This window comes from Brevibacillus sp. HD3.3A (assembly GCF_013284375.2).
Classification (GTDB): domain Bacteria; phylum Bacillota; class Bacilli; order Brevibacillales; family Brevibacillaceae; genus Brevibacillus; species Brevibacillus parabrevis.
On sequence record NZ_CP085874.1, the window covers coordinates 292,501 to 308,042 of the forward strand.

Annotated in this window: 12 protein-coding genes and 4 tRNA genes; 15 read left to right on the forward strand and 1 reads right to left on the reverse strand. The window is 47.2% G+C overall.

What is annotated here, in order from left to right; genetic code table 11:
- The first annotated feature begins 1 nt into the window (after nucleotide 1).
- The 5 genes from HP435_RS01750 to rocF all read left to right on the forward strand — a co-directional run bounded on the left by HP435_RS01750 (nucleotide 2) and on the right by rocF (nucleotide 1,478).
- Nucleotides 2–77 (forward strand) — tRNA-Lys (locus HP435_RS01750).
- 22 nt (nucleotides 78–99) lie between these two features.
- Nucleotides 100–176 (forward strand) — tRNA-Arg (locus tag HP435_RS01755).
- A 15-nt stretch (nucleotides 177–191) separates the two neighbouring features.
- A tRNA-Pro gene (locus tag HP435_RS01760) sits at nucleotides 192–268 on the forward strand.
- A gap of 49 nt (nucleotides 269–317) precedes the next feature.
- Nucleotides 318–391, forward strand: a tRNA-Gly gene (locus tag HP435_RS01765).
- 190 nt (nucleotides 392–581) lie between these two features.
- Nucleotides 582–1,478: an arginase gene (gene rocF, locus HP435_RS01770; protein ID WP_063229045.1), complete on the forward strand. Its 897-nt coding sequence runs from the start codon at nucleotides 582–584 to the stop codon at nucleotides 1,476–1,478.
- A gap of 92 nt (nucleotides 1,479–1,570) precedes the next feature.
- Here the strand turns inward: rocF and HP435_RS01775 are convergent, their stop codons facing one another.
- Complete coding sequence (locus HP435_RS01775) at nucleotides 1,571–1,720, reverse strand: aspartyl-phosphate phosphatase Spo0E family protein (RefSeq protein WP_063229046.1); 150 nt, start codon at nucleotides 1,718–1,720, stop codon at nucleotides 1,571–1,573.
- A gap of 178 nt (nucleotides 1,721–1,898) precedes the next feature.
- On the opposite strand from HP435_RS01775, the gene sigW reads away from it, so the two are divergent.
- From sigW to HP435_RS01825, 10 genes are all read left to right on the forward strand, one after another.
- A complete protein-coding gene (sigW, locus tag HP435_RS01780) occupies nucleotides 1,899–2,462 on the forward strand; it encodes an RNA polymerase sigma factor SigW (protein ID WP_063229047.1) in 564 nt (187 codons plus the stop codon).
- Nucleotides 2,463–2,479: 17 nt separating this feature from the next.
- On the forward strand, nucleotides 2,480–3,103 hold the full coding sequence (locus HP435_RS01785; RefSeq protein ID WP_122962140.1) for a zf-HC2 domain-containing protein: 624 nt from the start codon (nucleotides 2,480–2,482) through the stop codon (nucleotides 3,101–3,103).
- A gap of 107 nt (nucleotides 3,104–3,210) precedes the next feature.
- Nucleotides 3,211–4,029 (forward strand): diadenylate cyclase CdaA, encoded by an 819-nt coding sequence (cdaA, locus tag HP435_RS01790; RefSeq protein WP_007780837.1) that lies wholly within the window; start codon nucleotides 3,211–3,213, stop codon nucleotides 4,027–4,029.
- On the forward strand, nucleotides 4,022–5,269 hold the full coding sequence (locus tag HP435_RS01795; protein WP_173597875.1) for a CdaR family protein: 1,248 nt from the start codon (nucleotides 4,022–4,024) through the stop codon (nucleotides 5,267–5,269). The genes cdaA and HP435_RS01795 overlap by 8 nt, the downstream gene beginning before the upstream one ends.
- Nucleotides 5,270–5,312: 43 nt before the next feature.
- On the forward strand, nucleotides 5,313–6,659 hold the full coding sequence (glmM, locus tag HP435_RS01800; protein WP_122962142.1) for a phosphoglucosamine mutase: 1,347 nt from the start codon (nucleotides 5,313–5,315) through the stop codon (nucleotides 6,657–6,659).
- 460 nt (nucleotides 6,660–7,119) lie between these two features.
- Nucleotides 7,120–8,952 carry a glutamine--fructose-6-phosphate transaminase (isomerizing) gene (glmS, locus tag HP435_RS01805; RefSeq protein ID WP_173599681.1) on the forward strand — a complete coding sequence of 611 codons (1,833 nt, stop codon included), beginning with the start codon at nucleotides 7,120–7,122 and terminating at the stop codon, nucleotides 8,950–8,952.
- A 249-nt stretch (nucleotides 8,953–9,201) separates the two neighbouring features.
- Nucleotides 9,202–10,833, forward strand: coding sequence for a HEAT repeat domain-containing protein (locus HP435_RS01810; RefSeq protein WP_173599682.1), 1,632 nt, complete (start codon nucleotides 9,202–9,204; stop codon nucleotides 10,831–10,833).
- Between the two features lie 45 nt (nucleotides 10,834–10,878).
- Nucleotides 10,879–11,709, forward strand: a complete 831-nt coding sequence (locus HP435_RS01815) for a TnsA endonuclease N-terminal domain-containing protein (protein ID WP_173599683.1) — start codon at nucleotides 10,879–10,881, stop codon at nucleotides 11,707–11,709.
- Nucleotides 11,709–13,880, forward strand: coding sequence for a Mu transposase C-terminal domain-containing protein (locus HP435_RS01820; RefSeq protein ID WP_173599684.1), 2,172 nt, complete (start codon nucleotides 11,709–11,711; stop codon nucleotides 13,878–13,880). Before HP435_RS01815 ends, HP435_RS01820 begins: the two co-directional genes overlap by 1 nt.
- Nucleotides 13,877–15,538 (forward strand): ATP-binding protein, encoded by a 1,662-nt coding sequence (locus HP435_RS01825; protein ID WP_229049791.1) that lies wholly within the window; start codon nucleotides 13,877–13,879, stop codon nucleotides 15,536–15,538. The genes HP435_RS01820 and HP435_RS01825 overlap by 4 nt, the downstream gene beginning before the upstream one ends.
- Nucleotides 15,539–15,542: the final 4 nt, after the last annotated feature.

Here is a 15,542-nt window from a genome sequence, read left to right on the forward strand (position 1 = left end):
CGAGCCATTAGCTCAGTTGGTAGAGCATCTGACTTTTAATCAGAGGGTCGAAGGTTCGAGTCCTTCATGGCTCACCAGTTTTTACTGGTAAAAAAATATGTGCCCTTAGCTCAGCTGGATAGAGCGTTTGACTACGAATCAAAAGGTCGGGAGTTCGAATCTCTCAGGGCACGCCATTTTCACCTTATAATCGGGAAGTAGCTCAGCTTGGTAGAGTACTTGGCTTGGGACCAAGGGGTCGCAGGTTCGAATCCTGTCTTCCCGACCATTTTTACCCTTCATTTTTGCAGGGTTTTGCATGTTTTCCATAAAGTTGTGCGGGTGTAGTTCAATGGTAGAACTCCAGCCTTCCAAGCTGGTCGCGTGGGTTCGATTCCCATCACCCGCTCCATATGTTTTGTGTAAAGCGAGTGGCCGATTCGGTTGCTCGTTTTTTTGTGTTCCCAAAAGGGGACATTTTTGACAATAACATGACAAACGGGTTATTTATGCAAAATCCTGTCGAGTTGAGTCATTTCGCCATCGGAGGCTACAATATAGGGGTGAAGCAACAACGATCGAAGGAATTGGGGGCATTTATAATGAACAAGAACATGAGTATTGTTGGCGTACCGATGGATCTGGGGGCAGACCGCCGTGGAGTAGATATGGGGCCTAGCGCAATCCGCTATGCAGGTGTAGTAGCTCGTCTGGAGAAAATGGGCTTTCACATCGAGGATCGCGGAGATATTTTTGTCACCCGTCCACACCACTTTACGGAAACGGAAAATCATAAATATCTGGATGAAGTTGTAGAAGCAAATGAAAAGCTTGCTGATGTTGTAAGCGATATCATGACCGCTGGCCGTTTTCCGCTCGTGCTGGGCGGCGATCACAGCATCGCTCTTGGTACGATCGCTGGTGTGGCAAAACACGTGAAAAATCTCGGGGTCATCTGGTTTGATGCTCACGGAGACTTGAACACCGGGGAGACATCTCCATCCGGCAACATTCACGGAATGCCGCTGGCAGCAAGCCTTGGCTTCGGACATCAGCGCCTGACGAACATCGGCGGCTTTGCACCTAAGCTGAAGCCGGAAAATGTGGTGATCATCGGAGCGCGCGATCTGGATCAAGGGGAACGCGATTTGATCAAGCGCATCGGCATGAAAGTGTTCACGATGCACGAGATCGACAAGTTGGGTATGGCTCGCGTGATGGATGAAGCGATTGCCCATGTGTCCAAAAACACAGATGGCGTACACTTGAGTCTGGATTTGGATGGACTCGATCCGCATGATGCACCAGGGGTAGGAACGCCGGTGATTGGCGGCATTTCCTATCGTGAAGGCCATGTGTCCCTTGAGATGCTGGCTGATGCCGACATTCTGTGTTCCGCCGAGTTTGTGGAAGTAAATCCGATCCTTGATCGCGAAAACATGACGGCACGGGTTGCCGTTGCGTTGATGAGCTCTGTATTCGGAGATAAATTGCTGTAAAATGAAGGGGTAAAAAGCAAGAAGAGAGGCTGCAATCGCCTCTCTTTTTGCTTTTTACGCATCTTTACATTGGTGGAAGAAAGAAGTACATTCTAAGGATGGAGATGTAGTTCGTTTAATAGGTGATCAAGTTGCACGCTTAGGGCGACTAATTCAGGAGTGATGGATGCCTGCTTCTTGTACTGATCATTCAGTTCTTTGCGCAACTGCTCGATCTGGAGGAGAACGTCTTGTTTTGACATACGTCCCACTCTCCTTTCCATCGGAGGGATGAAAGAGTTATCATCACTAATATATAGAGGTAGGCAGTAGCCTTATTCCTCTAATTCCCAACAAATTACCTGCACAAACGCGTATTTGGAACGAAACCATTTGCAGTATCATCCGTATATAGGATTACGGTATTGTGGGGAGGATCGCATGGATTTTGTAGAGAAACGGTTGACTCAGCGGGCGAAGCGTGGAGACCGCGAAGCATTTGCGGAGTTGATCGAGATTTATAAAGACAAGATTTTTCAGCTTGCATATCGTATGGTAGGGAACCGTCAGGATGCGGAGGACATCGCGCAAGAAACCTTTTTGCGCGTGTATGCCAACCTGCATTCGTACGATGACAGCTACAAGTTCTCCACATGGATCTACCGGATCGCAACCAATCTATGTATCGACCGCGGCCGTAAAAAACGACCTGACTTTTCATTGGATGAAGAAACCGAACCAGGACAGGGAATGGACTGGTATTCGCGCCTGTCTTCTAGTGAAAAAACACCAGAAGACAAAGTCGTGACGCAGGAGTTGCAGGAGACAGTACAGGATGCCCTGTCTCATTTGCAGCCCAAATATCGCTCGATTATGATCTTGCGCTACATCGAGGACTTGTCGTTGCAAGAGATCAGCGATATCGTAAAACTTCCCATTACGACGATTAAAACGCGCATTCACCGAGGACGGGAAGCGTTGCGAAGCAAGTTGCGATTGATGTGAGAAAGGAGAAAATCACGATGGAATGCCGGGAAATGATAATTCTCATTCACGAATATTTGGATGGGGACACTGATGAATTAGCCAATCAGCATTTGCAAGCACATATAAGGTCATGTGCGAGCTGCCGCCAGCATATGCACGAGCTGCAGCGGGCCATCGCTTTTGTACAGAGCGCTTCACATATTCATGTTTCTCCTGATTTTACTGCACGCGTACTCGCGCAATTACCTGCGCCGACCAAAGCCAACCTTTTTTCCAGCTGGCTGCGCAATCACCCGTTTTTGACCGCGGCAGCAGTATTTCTGTTCCTCATGACGGGCAGCTTGTGCGCGAACTGGTTCGATCGGGACAACACGCTACAGGTATCCTCCGCGAACATGGATAAGTTGAAAATAGATCGGCAACGCAACGTCGTCGTGGTGCCGGCTGGAACGAGCATCGACGGTGATTTGGTCGTGCGCAACGGCAATGTAGACGTTCAAGGACACGTCAAAGGAAATGTCGTAGCCATCGAAGGCAAAGTGTTCGTGGCATCTACCGCTCAGGTGGTGGGAAACACTGAATCTATAGAAGCTATTTTCGATTGGATTTGGTATGAGGTGAAAAATATTGGAAATGACTTGCTTCCGATCTTGCCATAAGAGAAAATAGAGAGTACAGCTATCAACAGCACGGCAGTGGAGCCGTGCTTTTTCCGCAGGAGACAGGCTGACCTTATTTAGATGGAGCGAGATATGGGGGCTTCGTTATGATATCGATGGATTATGGGGATTTACTGCGGTATGGAACGGATATTTTACTCGTTACATACGTGATCTATAAAATCATTATGCTCATCCGCGGAACACGCGCGGTACAATTGCTGAAGGGGATCATGGTCATCGTCATCACCTGGCTTCTCAGCAAATACTTCCAGCTGACGACGCTTCACTGGCTGATGTCCCAGGCGTTTACTTTCGGGGTATTGGCTGTGGTCATTATCTTTCAGCCGGAACTGCGGCGTGCGCTGGAGCAGCTCGGGCGAGGCAAGCTCTTTTCGCGTTCGAGCAGCCTGCAAGATGACGATATGGTAAACCGCGTGGTGCAGGAAGTGTGCAAATCGGTTACCTACATGGCAAAACGGCGGATTGGGGCATTGATCGTCATTGAACGCGAGACAGGTCTGAACGACTATGTAGAGACGGGCATCGCCATCAACGGGCGGGTGAGCTCGGAGCTTTTGATCAATATTTTTATTCCGAATACGCCATTGCATGACGGAGCCGTGATCATGCGCAAGGACGTCATTTTGGCTGCTGCCTGTTACCTTCCGTTGTCCGAGAACAACTCCATCTCCAAGGAGTTGGGGACTCGTCACCGCGCCGCAATCGGCGTGAGCGAGGTTTCGGATGGCATGTCCATTATCGTTTCGGAAGAGACGGGACAAGTGTCTTTTGCCGCGCATGGCGCGATGAACCGAAATCTGACGGAGGCGCAACTGGCAGAGATGCTGACCGAACAGCTCCAGCCTCTGTCAAAGGGCAAGTCCATTGGCAGTCGTTGGCAATGGAGGCGAAAACATGGATAAATGGTTGAACAGTCATTGGTTTGCACGGGCCGTAGCGCTGCTTTTGGCTGTCATGATGTGGATGGTCGTCAATCTGGAAACAGAGCAGACCCCGACTCCGGAAGCGAGCCAGCCCGTCTTTATCGACGGCGTGACCTTGCATGTCAAGTACGATACGGATCGTTTCCAGGTCGTCAAGCAGCAGCGAACGGTAAAAGTCGCTTTGGAAAGCAACAACCCGTTTTACCGCCATAACTTTTTCCCGGCTGATTCGATGGAAGTATACGTCGATGCGACCAATTTGGGAAAAGGGACTCACAGGGTTCCTGTCCAGTACAAAGGGTTTCCGGATGAAGTGAAAGTGGGCATCATTCCGAACATCGTGGAAATTACGCTGGAAGAGAAGAAGACAGTGGAACGGGAAGTTACCGTGGAAAAACTGGGACAAGTAGCTCCCGGCTATACCGCGGGTGAACCGATCGTCAAGCCGTTCAGGGCGCTTGTCAGAGTTCCGGAAAGCCAGGTAGACAAAGTGGCGGCAGTCAAGGCGTCCGTCGATCTGGAAGGGGCCACTTCCGCGATTAAGACTACAGTCCCACTGAAAGTCGTGGACAAGTCAGGAAATGTGATTCAAGGGGCGGATGTCATTCCGCTGACGGTTGAGGTAAACATCCCGGTCACCAGTCCTTTTGTGAAAGTGCCGATCAAATTAAACTTGACGAATGAAATGCCGAATGGCTATAGTTTGGCTAGTATGGATATGAATGTGGATGAAGTGACCGTTTTTGGTCCGAAAGAGGTCATCGACGCCATGAAGGCGAACACCTACTCAGGACCGGAAATCGATCTTAGCAACATTACATCAGATCGTCTTTTGGAGCTAAAGATACCGTTAGCGGATAACATCGTGAAGGTAGAGCCGGAGTATCTCAAGGTATCGTTGAAAGTAGTTCCGTCCACAACCAAGCGTTTGGAGAAAATCCCGATTCGCATCAGCGGGTTGTCAGAGACTATGCAAGCCAGGGTGTTGTCCACCGATGGTCAGGAGCTGTCTACAATTGACTTTGATGTAATAGGTGCAGCCCAAGTGCTGGATCAATTGAGACACGAAGACTTGCAGGTCGTGGCAGACGTCAGCAATATGCCGGCTGGTGTGTACGAGGTGCCTCTGAATTATATTTTCAATCAGCCGGATTATATCAAGACTTCTGCGAGCGCACCGAAAAAGGTCACAATCGAAATCACGAACAAACAAAGGTAGACATAAGCTGTTGTGTGCACAAGGAAGGAAATGAGGGACAAACATGGGGAAGTATTTCGGAACAGACGGTGTGCGTGGTGTAGCCAATACACAATTGACACCCGAACTGGCATTTAAAATCGGTCGCGTTGGCGGCTACGTTCTCACCAGACACAAGCAGGAAGGCAAACCAAAAGTGGTGATTGGGCGCGACACGCGCATTTCCGGACAAATGCTGGAAAACGCGCTTTTGGCTGGCTTGCTTTCGGTTGGAGCAGAAGTGGTCAGATTGGGTGTCATCTCCACCTCGGGTGTTGCGTATCTCACGCGTGCATTGGGTGCGGATGCGGGTGTCATGATTTCCGCCTCCCACAATCCGTTTCCGGATAACGGAATCAAGTTCTTCGGCAGCAACGGTTTCAAACTGTCCGACGACGTAGAAGCCGAAGTGGAACAGTATCTGGACGCCGCAGAGGACACTTTGCCAAGACCAGTAGGAGAACAGATCGGCACGGTATTGGAATTTCTTGAAGGTGGACAAAAGTATCTCTCTCACCTGAAAAGTACCGTATCCGAGCGTTTCGACGGTTTGAAGGTCGTTTTGGACTGTGCCAATGGAGCGGTGTCGTCGCTGGCAGCCCGTTTGTTTGCAGACGTGGACGCAGAAGTGATCACCATCGGGGCCAACCCGAACGGAGTCAATATCAACGAACAATGCGGCTCTACCCATCCTGAGCGACTTCAGGAGGAAGTGCTGAAGCATAAAGCTGACCTGGGACTTTCTTTTGACGGCGATGCGGACCGCTGTATCGCGGTCGACGAGACAGGCGAAATCATCGATGGCGATTACATCATGGCGGTTTGCGCACGTGCGTTGAAAGCAAAAGGAAAGCTCAACAACAATACTGTTGTCACAACTGTTATGGCCAACATGGGCTTTTTCAAAGGGATGGAGGAGTGCTCCATTCATACAACCAAAACGGCTGTAGGCGACCGCTACGTGGTGGAAGAGATGCTGCGCGGCGGCTACAACCTCGGTGGAGAACAGTCCGGCCACATCGTCTTCCTGGATTACAATACGACAGGTGACGGCCTTTTGACAGGCTTGCAGCTGTTGAACATCATCAAGGAATCGGGCAAGCCTTTGTCCGAGCTGAAACAGGTGATGGTCAAGTATCCGCAGCTTTTGATCAATGTCCGTGTAGAGGACAAGTCGAAGTTGAACGGCAACGTAGCGATCGAGCAGGCGATCCGCGAGGTGGAAGAAGAGCTGGCAGGCAACGGCCGTGTGCTGGTTCGTCCGTCCGGTACAGAGCCGATTGTACGCGTGATGGCAGAAGGCCCGGATGCTGCTCAGCTGGAAGGGCTTGTACACCGGATCGTAGACGTGGTCAAACAGGAACTGGTATAAAAAATGTTCGGAGGGAGTGGTGCGATGCCACTCCCTTTTGCATACATGTAAATGACGAAGATATTGTCGCTTCGTTCGATCTGTGGTACAGTGTTCATGTGCGCCGGAGCACCAATTGCAAAAATTGGGAGGAGATTGAACAGACACATTTTTGAGGGAAAGCAAGAAACCAACAGTCGTAAAGCGCCAGCACTGTGGCTGCCCGACATGGAGCCCAGTGGACGAGGTGGAGGTTTATCGAAGATTTCGGCGGGTACCTCCCGGCAGCAGTATCACTGCCGCAGAACGCAAGGACAAAGCATCAGGGTGATCTGATGGACAAAACTTTGCGTGTGATACGTTTCAAGCCACGGATTAGTACAAAAATATAGATCATAAAACATGGAATGGCGGGGGCACTCCCCCGTACCATTGGTTTTGGGTTGTGTCCCCGTCAATTTTGGAAGGGGATCATACACTTATGTGCGGAATCGTTGGATATATTGGAGATAAACAAGCGCAAGAGATCGTTATCGGAGGTCTGCGCAAGCTGGAGTATCGCGGTTATGACTCTGCTGGCATCGCGGTAGTGAATGACAACGGCCTGGAGTTGGAAAAGGCGCAGGGACGCCTTGCAGTGCTGGAAGATCGTTTGGAGTCGAAGCCGCTTTCCGGCTGCATGGGAATCGGGCATACACGTTGGGCGACGCACGGAAAACCGTCTGACGAAAACTCCCATCCGCATACTGACGCAAAAACGTCTTTTGCTGTCGTTCACAACGGGATCATCGAGAACTTCCTGCCGTTGAAGGAAGAGCTGCTTGCAAAAGGCTACACGTTCACTTCCGAGACAGATACCGAGGTCATCGCTCACTTGCTGGCTGACATGTACGACGGAGATATCGTGTCTACAGCGCGTCGAGCTGTACAGCGTATGCGTGGTGCCTATGCGTTGGGAATCATGACCGAGCATGAGCCAGATAAGCTGGTAGCGATTCGTTTGGCTAGCCCGCTTGTGGTCGGCGTAGGTCAGGGCGAGAGCTTCATCGGCTCGGATATCCCGGCTATTTTGGAGCATACACGCGACGTATACATTTTGAACGAAGGCGAAATGGCTGTTTTGACTCGCGACGGCGTGGAACTGATGGACGCAGAGAGCGGAGAAAAAATCGAGCGGGATCTGTTCCATGTCGAGTGGGATTTGGTGCAAGCGGAAAAAGGCGGCTATGATTCTTTCATGCTGAAAGAAATTCATGAGCAGCCTCAAGCAGTCCGCGACACGATGGGCGCACGCATTGACCACGAGAACAAACGCGTCATTTTGCCTGAGCTGAAAATGAGCGATGCCGAGCTGGCAATGTACGACCGAATCTACATTGTCGCTTGCGGTACTTCCATGCACGCAGGTCTGGTCGGCAAAGACGTCATCGAAAAATGGACCCGTGTACCGGTAGAGGTAGCTGTAGCTTCCGAGTTCCGTTACCGCGACCCGATCTACACGGACAAAACGTTGATGATCGTCATCAGCCAATCCGGTGAGACAGCAGATACGCTGGCTGCGCTCCGCGAAGCGAAGAAGAGCAACGTGAAGGTCATGGCCATCACGAACGTAGTAGGCAGCTCTGTCGCGCGCGAGGCGGACGAAGTGATCTTCACCTGGGCTGGTCCTGAAGTAGCCGTAGCTTCTACCAAAGCGTACACTTCCCAAGTGGTAGCCCTGTACCTGTTCAGCCTGTATCTGGCGCAGGTAAAAGGCACGCTGGAAGCGGCCGAGGTAGCAAGCGTAGTGGAGCATCTGGAAACCATTCCTGGCAAAATCGCATCGATGCTCGAAGACGCCGAGCAAGTGCGCCATTTTGCAGAGAGCACAAAAGGGGTAAACAGCCTGTTCTTCATCGGCCGCAGCCTGGACTACGCGGTATCGCTGGAAGGCTCCCTGAAGCTCAAGGAAATCTCCTACATCCACTCCGAGGCGTACCCGGCTGGCGAACTGAAGCACGGTACTCTTGCGCTGATTGAAGATAACGTACCAGTCGTCGCATTGGCTACACAACCAGACATCTACGAAAAAATGGTGAGCAACATCGTGGAAGTCAAGGCGCGCGGCGCCCATGTCCTGGGCTTCGCAACCGAAGGCGACCAAGACCTGGCAAAGAGTGTGGACGAAGTCATCTACCTGCCAGCCACGCTGCCAATGCTCGCACCGATTCTGACCGTCATTCCATTGCAATTGCTCGCTTACTACGCTTCGATCTCTCGCGGCCTGGACGTGGATAAACCACGGAATTTGGCGAAGAGTGTTACGGTGGAGTAGGGGAGATAGGGCTAATATAGCAAGTTGTCCAGAGATAATAAAGTATTAGACTAAATAATATAGTATTAGACTGAATAATAAAGTTGTAGACTGGATAATAAAGTATTAGACTGGAGATAACTGCTAATACTTGGAATGGGTGCTTTAAGATAGTCCCATCATGATCCTACAACTTAGAAAACGGTCTGTTAAAAGAGCTACCTGTGCTGGGTAGCTCTTTTTCTTTTACAAAAAGGGGTGTGTAGCCTGATGAAAGGCATTTCAAAAGAGGAACATCATTTAATCGATGAACTATATAAAAAAACCACGTTCTTCGATGTTTTCAAAAATACAAACACACGTAAAATAGAAATCTTACAGACGCTAGCTAATTCCGGAAGTATGTTTACATTGACGTTTTTATTACCGTTTGCTTTAGATAAGAATCAAACAATACGAAAGACAGCGCGTGATGCTATACACCAAATTATCTCTAGCCATCGGAAGCAAGACTTGATTGGCTTGGATCAATATATACGTAGGTTGACCCCTTACCAATACAGTGACAAATTGGCGGCATGGCATCAATTGTTACCTGAAAGTATCAGAGCTTATCATATTCGAGATGATTCCGATGTAAGTTTTATTGGGATTTGCAGCTTCCATCGCAATGGGTATGTAAGAGAAGCGGCCATTGAAGTGTTGTCAAAACAGGCTTCAGGAGCAGATATTCCCTTTTTGTTTCTTCGCTTGAATGATTGGCAACCCAAAATTCGATTCCTGTCTTTCAAGGCTATTAAACAGAAATTACATTCAGACTATGTAAAGCAATTTCTTGATGCCATATATCTGATAAAACATCTGTCCGAATACTACACCCGAGAAAAGTTCTCAGACTTAGTAGATGAAATTTATGAGATGTTTGGTCATCCCCAAAATCGGAATGTGCTGTTAAGCGGTTTTCACTCAAAAGACCCGATTGTTAGACGATTTTGTTTTGAAATAGCGATCAAATTTCCCGATATTGATCGGGAGTCAGTGATATCCGAAGCATTTCGTCAATCAGATGCCTTGATAAGGCTACAAATGGCTAAACATATTTGCAGAAATGACTCAAACGAGTGTTTAAATCCATGGCTAAAACGAATCGGAAGTGACGTTTTTCCTCCTATTCGGCAATTAGCATTACAAGCGTTTATTGATCGTTTTCCCGAACAGTCTATCGTAGAACTGCGTGCTGCTCTCCTGGATCAGAATAAAACAATTCGAGAAATGGCCAGGTATTATCTAAAAGATCTGCAATTGGACTTCCCTTCCTTTTACCGGGAAAAACTCAAAGAGACAGATAAGCGATTGATACAGGCTGCGATTGTTGGATTGGGTGAAACTGGCGAAAAGACAGATGCACAGTGGATAACTCCATTTTTATTCCATGACAATGCTCGGATGCATAGGTCGGCAATCAAAGCGCTAGGAATGCTTAATCCGGAAGATAACACCGAGGTTTTTATCAGCTCATTACAATCGGACAAACGAAGCGTGTCTCGAGAAGCGAGACAAATACTGGCGGGTATTGTTGACCTGCGCCAGACCGAATTGCTTTGGAAGATCTTCGAAAATGATGAAAGGCCTCACGTGAAGAAAAACATTCTCTTTTTATTTACGAAGCTCAGTAAGGCCGACAGCATTCTATTTTTATTACGTGCATGTGCTACGGAGGAAAAAGAAATCCGTGATACAGCAATACGGCATATTGAACTTTGGGCTAGTGGATACAACACGAGATTCTACGTGCCAATGAGTGATGAAAAACGCAAGGAAATCAAAGATATTTTTGATAAGGTTCAGGTGTTCCTACCGGAGTATATAGCTGAGGAGTTTGAGTTCATAATTGATAAATAAATAAGAACACATTCATACCCTACAAATGAACTAGGGAGAAAAAAGATGGCCAAACGAAAACGTGACTTTACAAGTTCAACCATTCAAAAACGCCTAAAAGAAGGTCGGGGCCAAGGAGAAGGAATGGATTATTTGCCTTGGCTTTATATTCAGGATGTCCCTTCGGAAGGAAGAGCTACACGGATGAAGGGCTGGACTACCGGTAGAATGCATCATCTTATGTCTGATTTGGAGCGTGATTTTTTCTACATTCTCGACTTTGCTGATGATGTCACTGATATTCGGGAACAGTATCCCCTTCTCCCTCTTGAAGAGACTTTGGCGATTGCAGACAAAATGGGTGTAAAGCATCCAACTGATCCTCATACCAGTGAGCCTGTTGTAATGACTACAGATTTCTTGGTGACGTACAAAAACAAGCTAATGGCACTCGCGATAAAACCCGCTGGTCTTTTAGGATCTACACGCACAATTGATAAGTTGGAGATTGAAAAACGTTACTGGCAGGAGAGGTACGTTGAATGGAAGATTGTTACTGACCGTGATATCCCTAAAGTTGTTGCTCGGAATATCGAGTGGTTCCACAAGGATTATGACAATGAAGATTTGATTCATTTTTCGGCTTTTGTGAAATCTAATTTGGAGGGACTTCTTTATGAAAACTTACAGCAAGGCGAATCCTTGGCAAAGGCTGCAACATTTTGTGATGAAAAGTTAGGATTTCCGGTGGGGACGGCCCTAGCGTATTTCAAGCATTTGTTAGCACGTAAGTATTGGGTTGTTGATATGAATGTAAAAATCAATCCAAGCCTTCCGGTTAACCACCTTCAGATTGTGAACACGAATGAGACCCTTCGGGAGCAAGGAGGATCTTAATGGACGGACTTATAGAAAATGCTGTGCTTGAATGGTCCGCAGATGAACTACAAATGACATACGTTGAGCGAATTCTCTGGATCAATCCTGTTTGCGATAAGGTAATTACTATTGTCCTTGAGGATGAGAAAGCCTTTCCTCAAAGTAAGACATTATCGGAAATGGTCTCAGGAATTCAAACTAAAAAGTGTAAACCCATTGTTTGGGTTGATAATAGGATTCCTCTGATTATGGACGGAAAAATTGCACCCAAGAGCCTTGAGATTCGTGATAAGGCTTGGGATGCCATTCGACTCATTGTATTGGAAGAGCCTGATTGTTATGATTCCAGATTGCGTGGCGCAATGATTCAAGAAGCAGTAGTACGTACAGGACTACATAAAAGCACGATTTACCGTTATTTGCGCCGGTACTGGCAAGGGGGGAAGCTGAAAAACGCCCTACTTCCTTTTTACGAAAACTGCGGAGGTAGCGGTGAGGAACGGAAATCGGGTGAGGTAAAACGCGGTCGGCCACGGAAATATGATGATCAATATGCTGGAATCAATGCTGATGAAGAGATTCGGCAATTGTTTCGGTCAGGAATTCAACTTTTCTATAACACGAAAGATAAAGCTCCTCTGAAACGAGCATACCAACTCACTATACAGAAGTTCTTTACCAGTGGTTACAGATATGACGGGGCAAATAAGATTCCTATTTTATTACCTCCTGATCGATTACCGACATTTACTCAGTTTAAATACTGGTTTAGAAAAGAGTCTGATCTACAGGAAAGCTTGATCAAACGATATGGGAAGAACAAGTTTAACCAGAATTCACGCCCTGTTTTGGGCAGTTCAACTCTTGAGTCGTTTGGGCCTGGGTCACGTTATCAAATTGATGCCACCATTGCCGATGTATATTTGGTCAGTGAATATCGCCGAGAATGGATTATCGGTAGACCCGTGATTTATGTGGTGATTGATGTTTTTAGTCGTTTGATAACCGGTATATATATCGGCTTGGAAGGACCAAGTTGGCTCGGAGCTATGATGGCTTTAGCCAATACCACTGAGGATAAAGTACGCTTTTGTTCCGAGTATGGAATTGAGATCGATCCTGAAGAATGGATCTGCAGTCATCTTCCACAAAAGTTGACGGCTGACCGTGGTGAACTTGAGGGGCATAAACCGAACAACCTTATTGACGTTCTTGGCGTAGATGTTGAAAATACTGCTCCCTACAGAGCAGATTGGAAGGGAATTGTAGAGCAGCAATTTCGTTTGTTGAACCTGCGTACCATACATTTTGTGCCGGGTGCCGTTAAAGAGCGCATGCGCGAACGGGGAGATCGGGATTATCGGCTAGATGCTAAACTAACCCTGCGGGAGTTCACTCAGATCATCATAAAATACGTCATCTACCACAATAATCATCACTATATGAGTTGGTATGACAGAAGCGAGTTTATGATTGCAGAGGATGTCTCTCCTATACCACGTGAATTGTGGATGTGGGGGATCAAAAATCGGACAGGCCGTTTACGAAAAATGCCTGAGGAAATTGTAAAGCTGAATCTTCTATATCAGGGAGAAGCCACCGTTACAGGGCTTGGAATTCAATTTAAGGGGATGTATTACAGCTGTGAACTTGCGCTAAAAGAACAGTGGTTTATTCAAGCGCGGACAGGAAGAAGCTGGAGAGTCAAAGTAAGTTATGACCCCAGAACGGCTAATCATATCTATCTTTGGTTGGATAAAGGAAACAGCTTTGAAGTATGCACCTTGCTTGAACGGGAAGAACGCTATCGAGACAAACGATTTGAAGAGATAGATGATCTTCTTGCATTAGAGAGACAGCAGGTAAGAGATCAGGAAACGATCCGTTTACAGCCTTTGTCTGAGTTGGAAGCATTCACTCAAACAATTGTCCAACAGGCAGAGATTAAAACAAACGACGCATTGAAGAAAACTAATACATCGAAGCGCGAGCGAATTAAGGGGATAAAACAGAACCGGAAGATAGAAAAAGAGGCACATCGTGTTTCGGAAGCATTCCAATTAGGACAAACTGATAAGAATTTAAGCGGTGCTAAGGCAAAATTGGTTCCTATGTCTGCAGAAGGTTCGACTTCAGACAAGCTGGCAAAAATACGTGAATATCTGATGGAAGAAGGTGATGGGGATTGAACGAGTTGGAATCACCCCTATTTCATATTAGTCAGGGAACTTTTGTTGAGGCGGAGTATCTCGATCCTTTACTTGATGACTACAGGGATAATCCATTGATTGAGTCTCTTCCTCCAATTTGGGACGAAAAATCAGTTGTGCAGAAAATGGCTTCCCGGCCCCTCTATAAATCGTCAGAACGAGAGTTGCCAGTTCATCTTCGTATGCACTGTGTACAGCGAATATCCAGGGATTTCTTCCAACCGTTGTCCAAACATCTTGAGCTGGAGCAGAGCTTGTCTCGGCTTATTCGAGACGGATATGTCGGTCGGAATCCATTAACCCCAAACTATGCTTTTCGTGCTCGCAAGGATACCTACGAATTACTTATGAAGGGGGCTACAAGTAGTTATCCGGTTAATACTCCAACGTCCTCTGGTTTTGCCTTGGTAGGCATTTCAGGGATCGGTAAGTCCAGTACTTTGCTTCGTGTATTGCAAATGTATCCCCAAGTAATTGTGCACCATCGGTACAAAGGCAAAGACCTGCCATTGTATCAAATAGTATGGTTAAAGATGGATTGTCCGCATGACGGTTCTATTCGTGGGTTATGTCTTAATTTTCTCATCGCGCTGGATAGTTTGGTGGGAGCGAAATATTACAAAAAGAATGCAACGAAATCAACTGACGAGTTGCTTCCCATTATGGCACAAGCAGCAGCTGTTCATTGCTTGGGAGTTCTTGTCATTGATGAGATTCAAAATTTGCAGGAATCCAAAGATGACCGTGCTTCCCAAATGTTGAATTTCTTTGTGCAACTGGTGAATACAATCGGACTTCCGGTTGTGGTAGTCGGTACTTATAAGGCAATGCCGGTACTGAACGGTGAGTTTAGAAATGCTCGTCGTTCCAGTGGCCAGGGGGACGCTATTTGGCATCATTTAAAAAAGGACGAGGAATGGGATTGGTTGCTTCAAGGGTTGTGGAAGTATCAATGGACCAATAACAGAATCGAGCTCTCCCAAGAGTTCAACGATGTCATGTATGAGGAATCACAGGGGATTACAGACATAGCCATCAAGCTATTCATGCTTACACAATGGCGGGCTTTGGACAAAGGAATTGATCACATTACATCGTCCTTTATCCGTTCCGTAGCGAAAGAAAGACTGGGGTTAGTTCGCCCGGCACTTGAAGCCCTTCGTTCAGGAAAGAAAGACAAAATCCAAAAGTATGGAGACATCTACTCTGGTGTCACCATAGATGACTATCTAGAACGACTGGTTGCTGAGAAACGTAAAGAGGAACAGATGGAAGTAATTCGCCAAGAGCTTGGATATGATGTTGAGAAAGAAACGATTAACAAACTGAGCAGCTGGCTCGTAGAATCAGGATTTGAGATGGAAGTGGCAAATGAAGCTGCCAGCTATGTGGTAAAGGAACATATCGATCACCTGGACGAAGTGGATTTACATCAAGAGGTACTGAAATCAGCGATGAGAAATCTTCAACAAAAGGATTCCAAGATAGCCGACCGCAAAAAGAAAGTTCGGACACTGCCTACCGAAGTAGATGATCTGAGGTTGATAATTTCGCAAGGTGAAAAGCCGAAAGTCCCTCCTTATGAAGCTTTAAAGAAAGCTGGATACATCAAGGATGCTCTGGAGTTTCTGGCATGAGGTC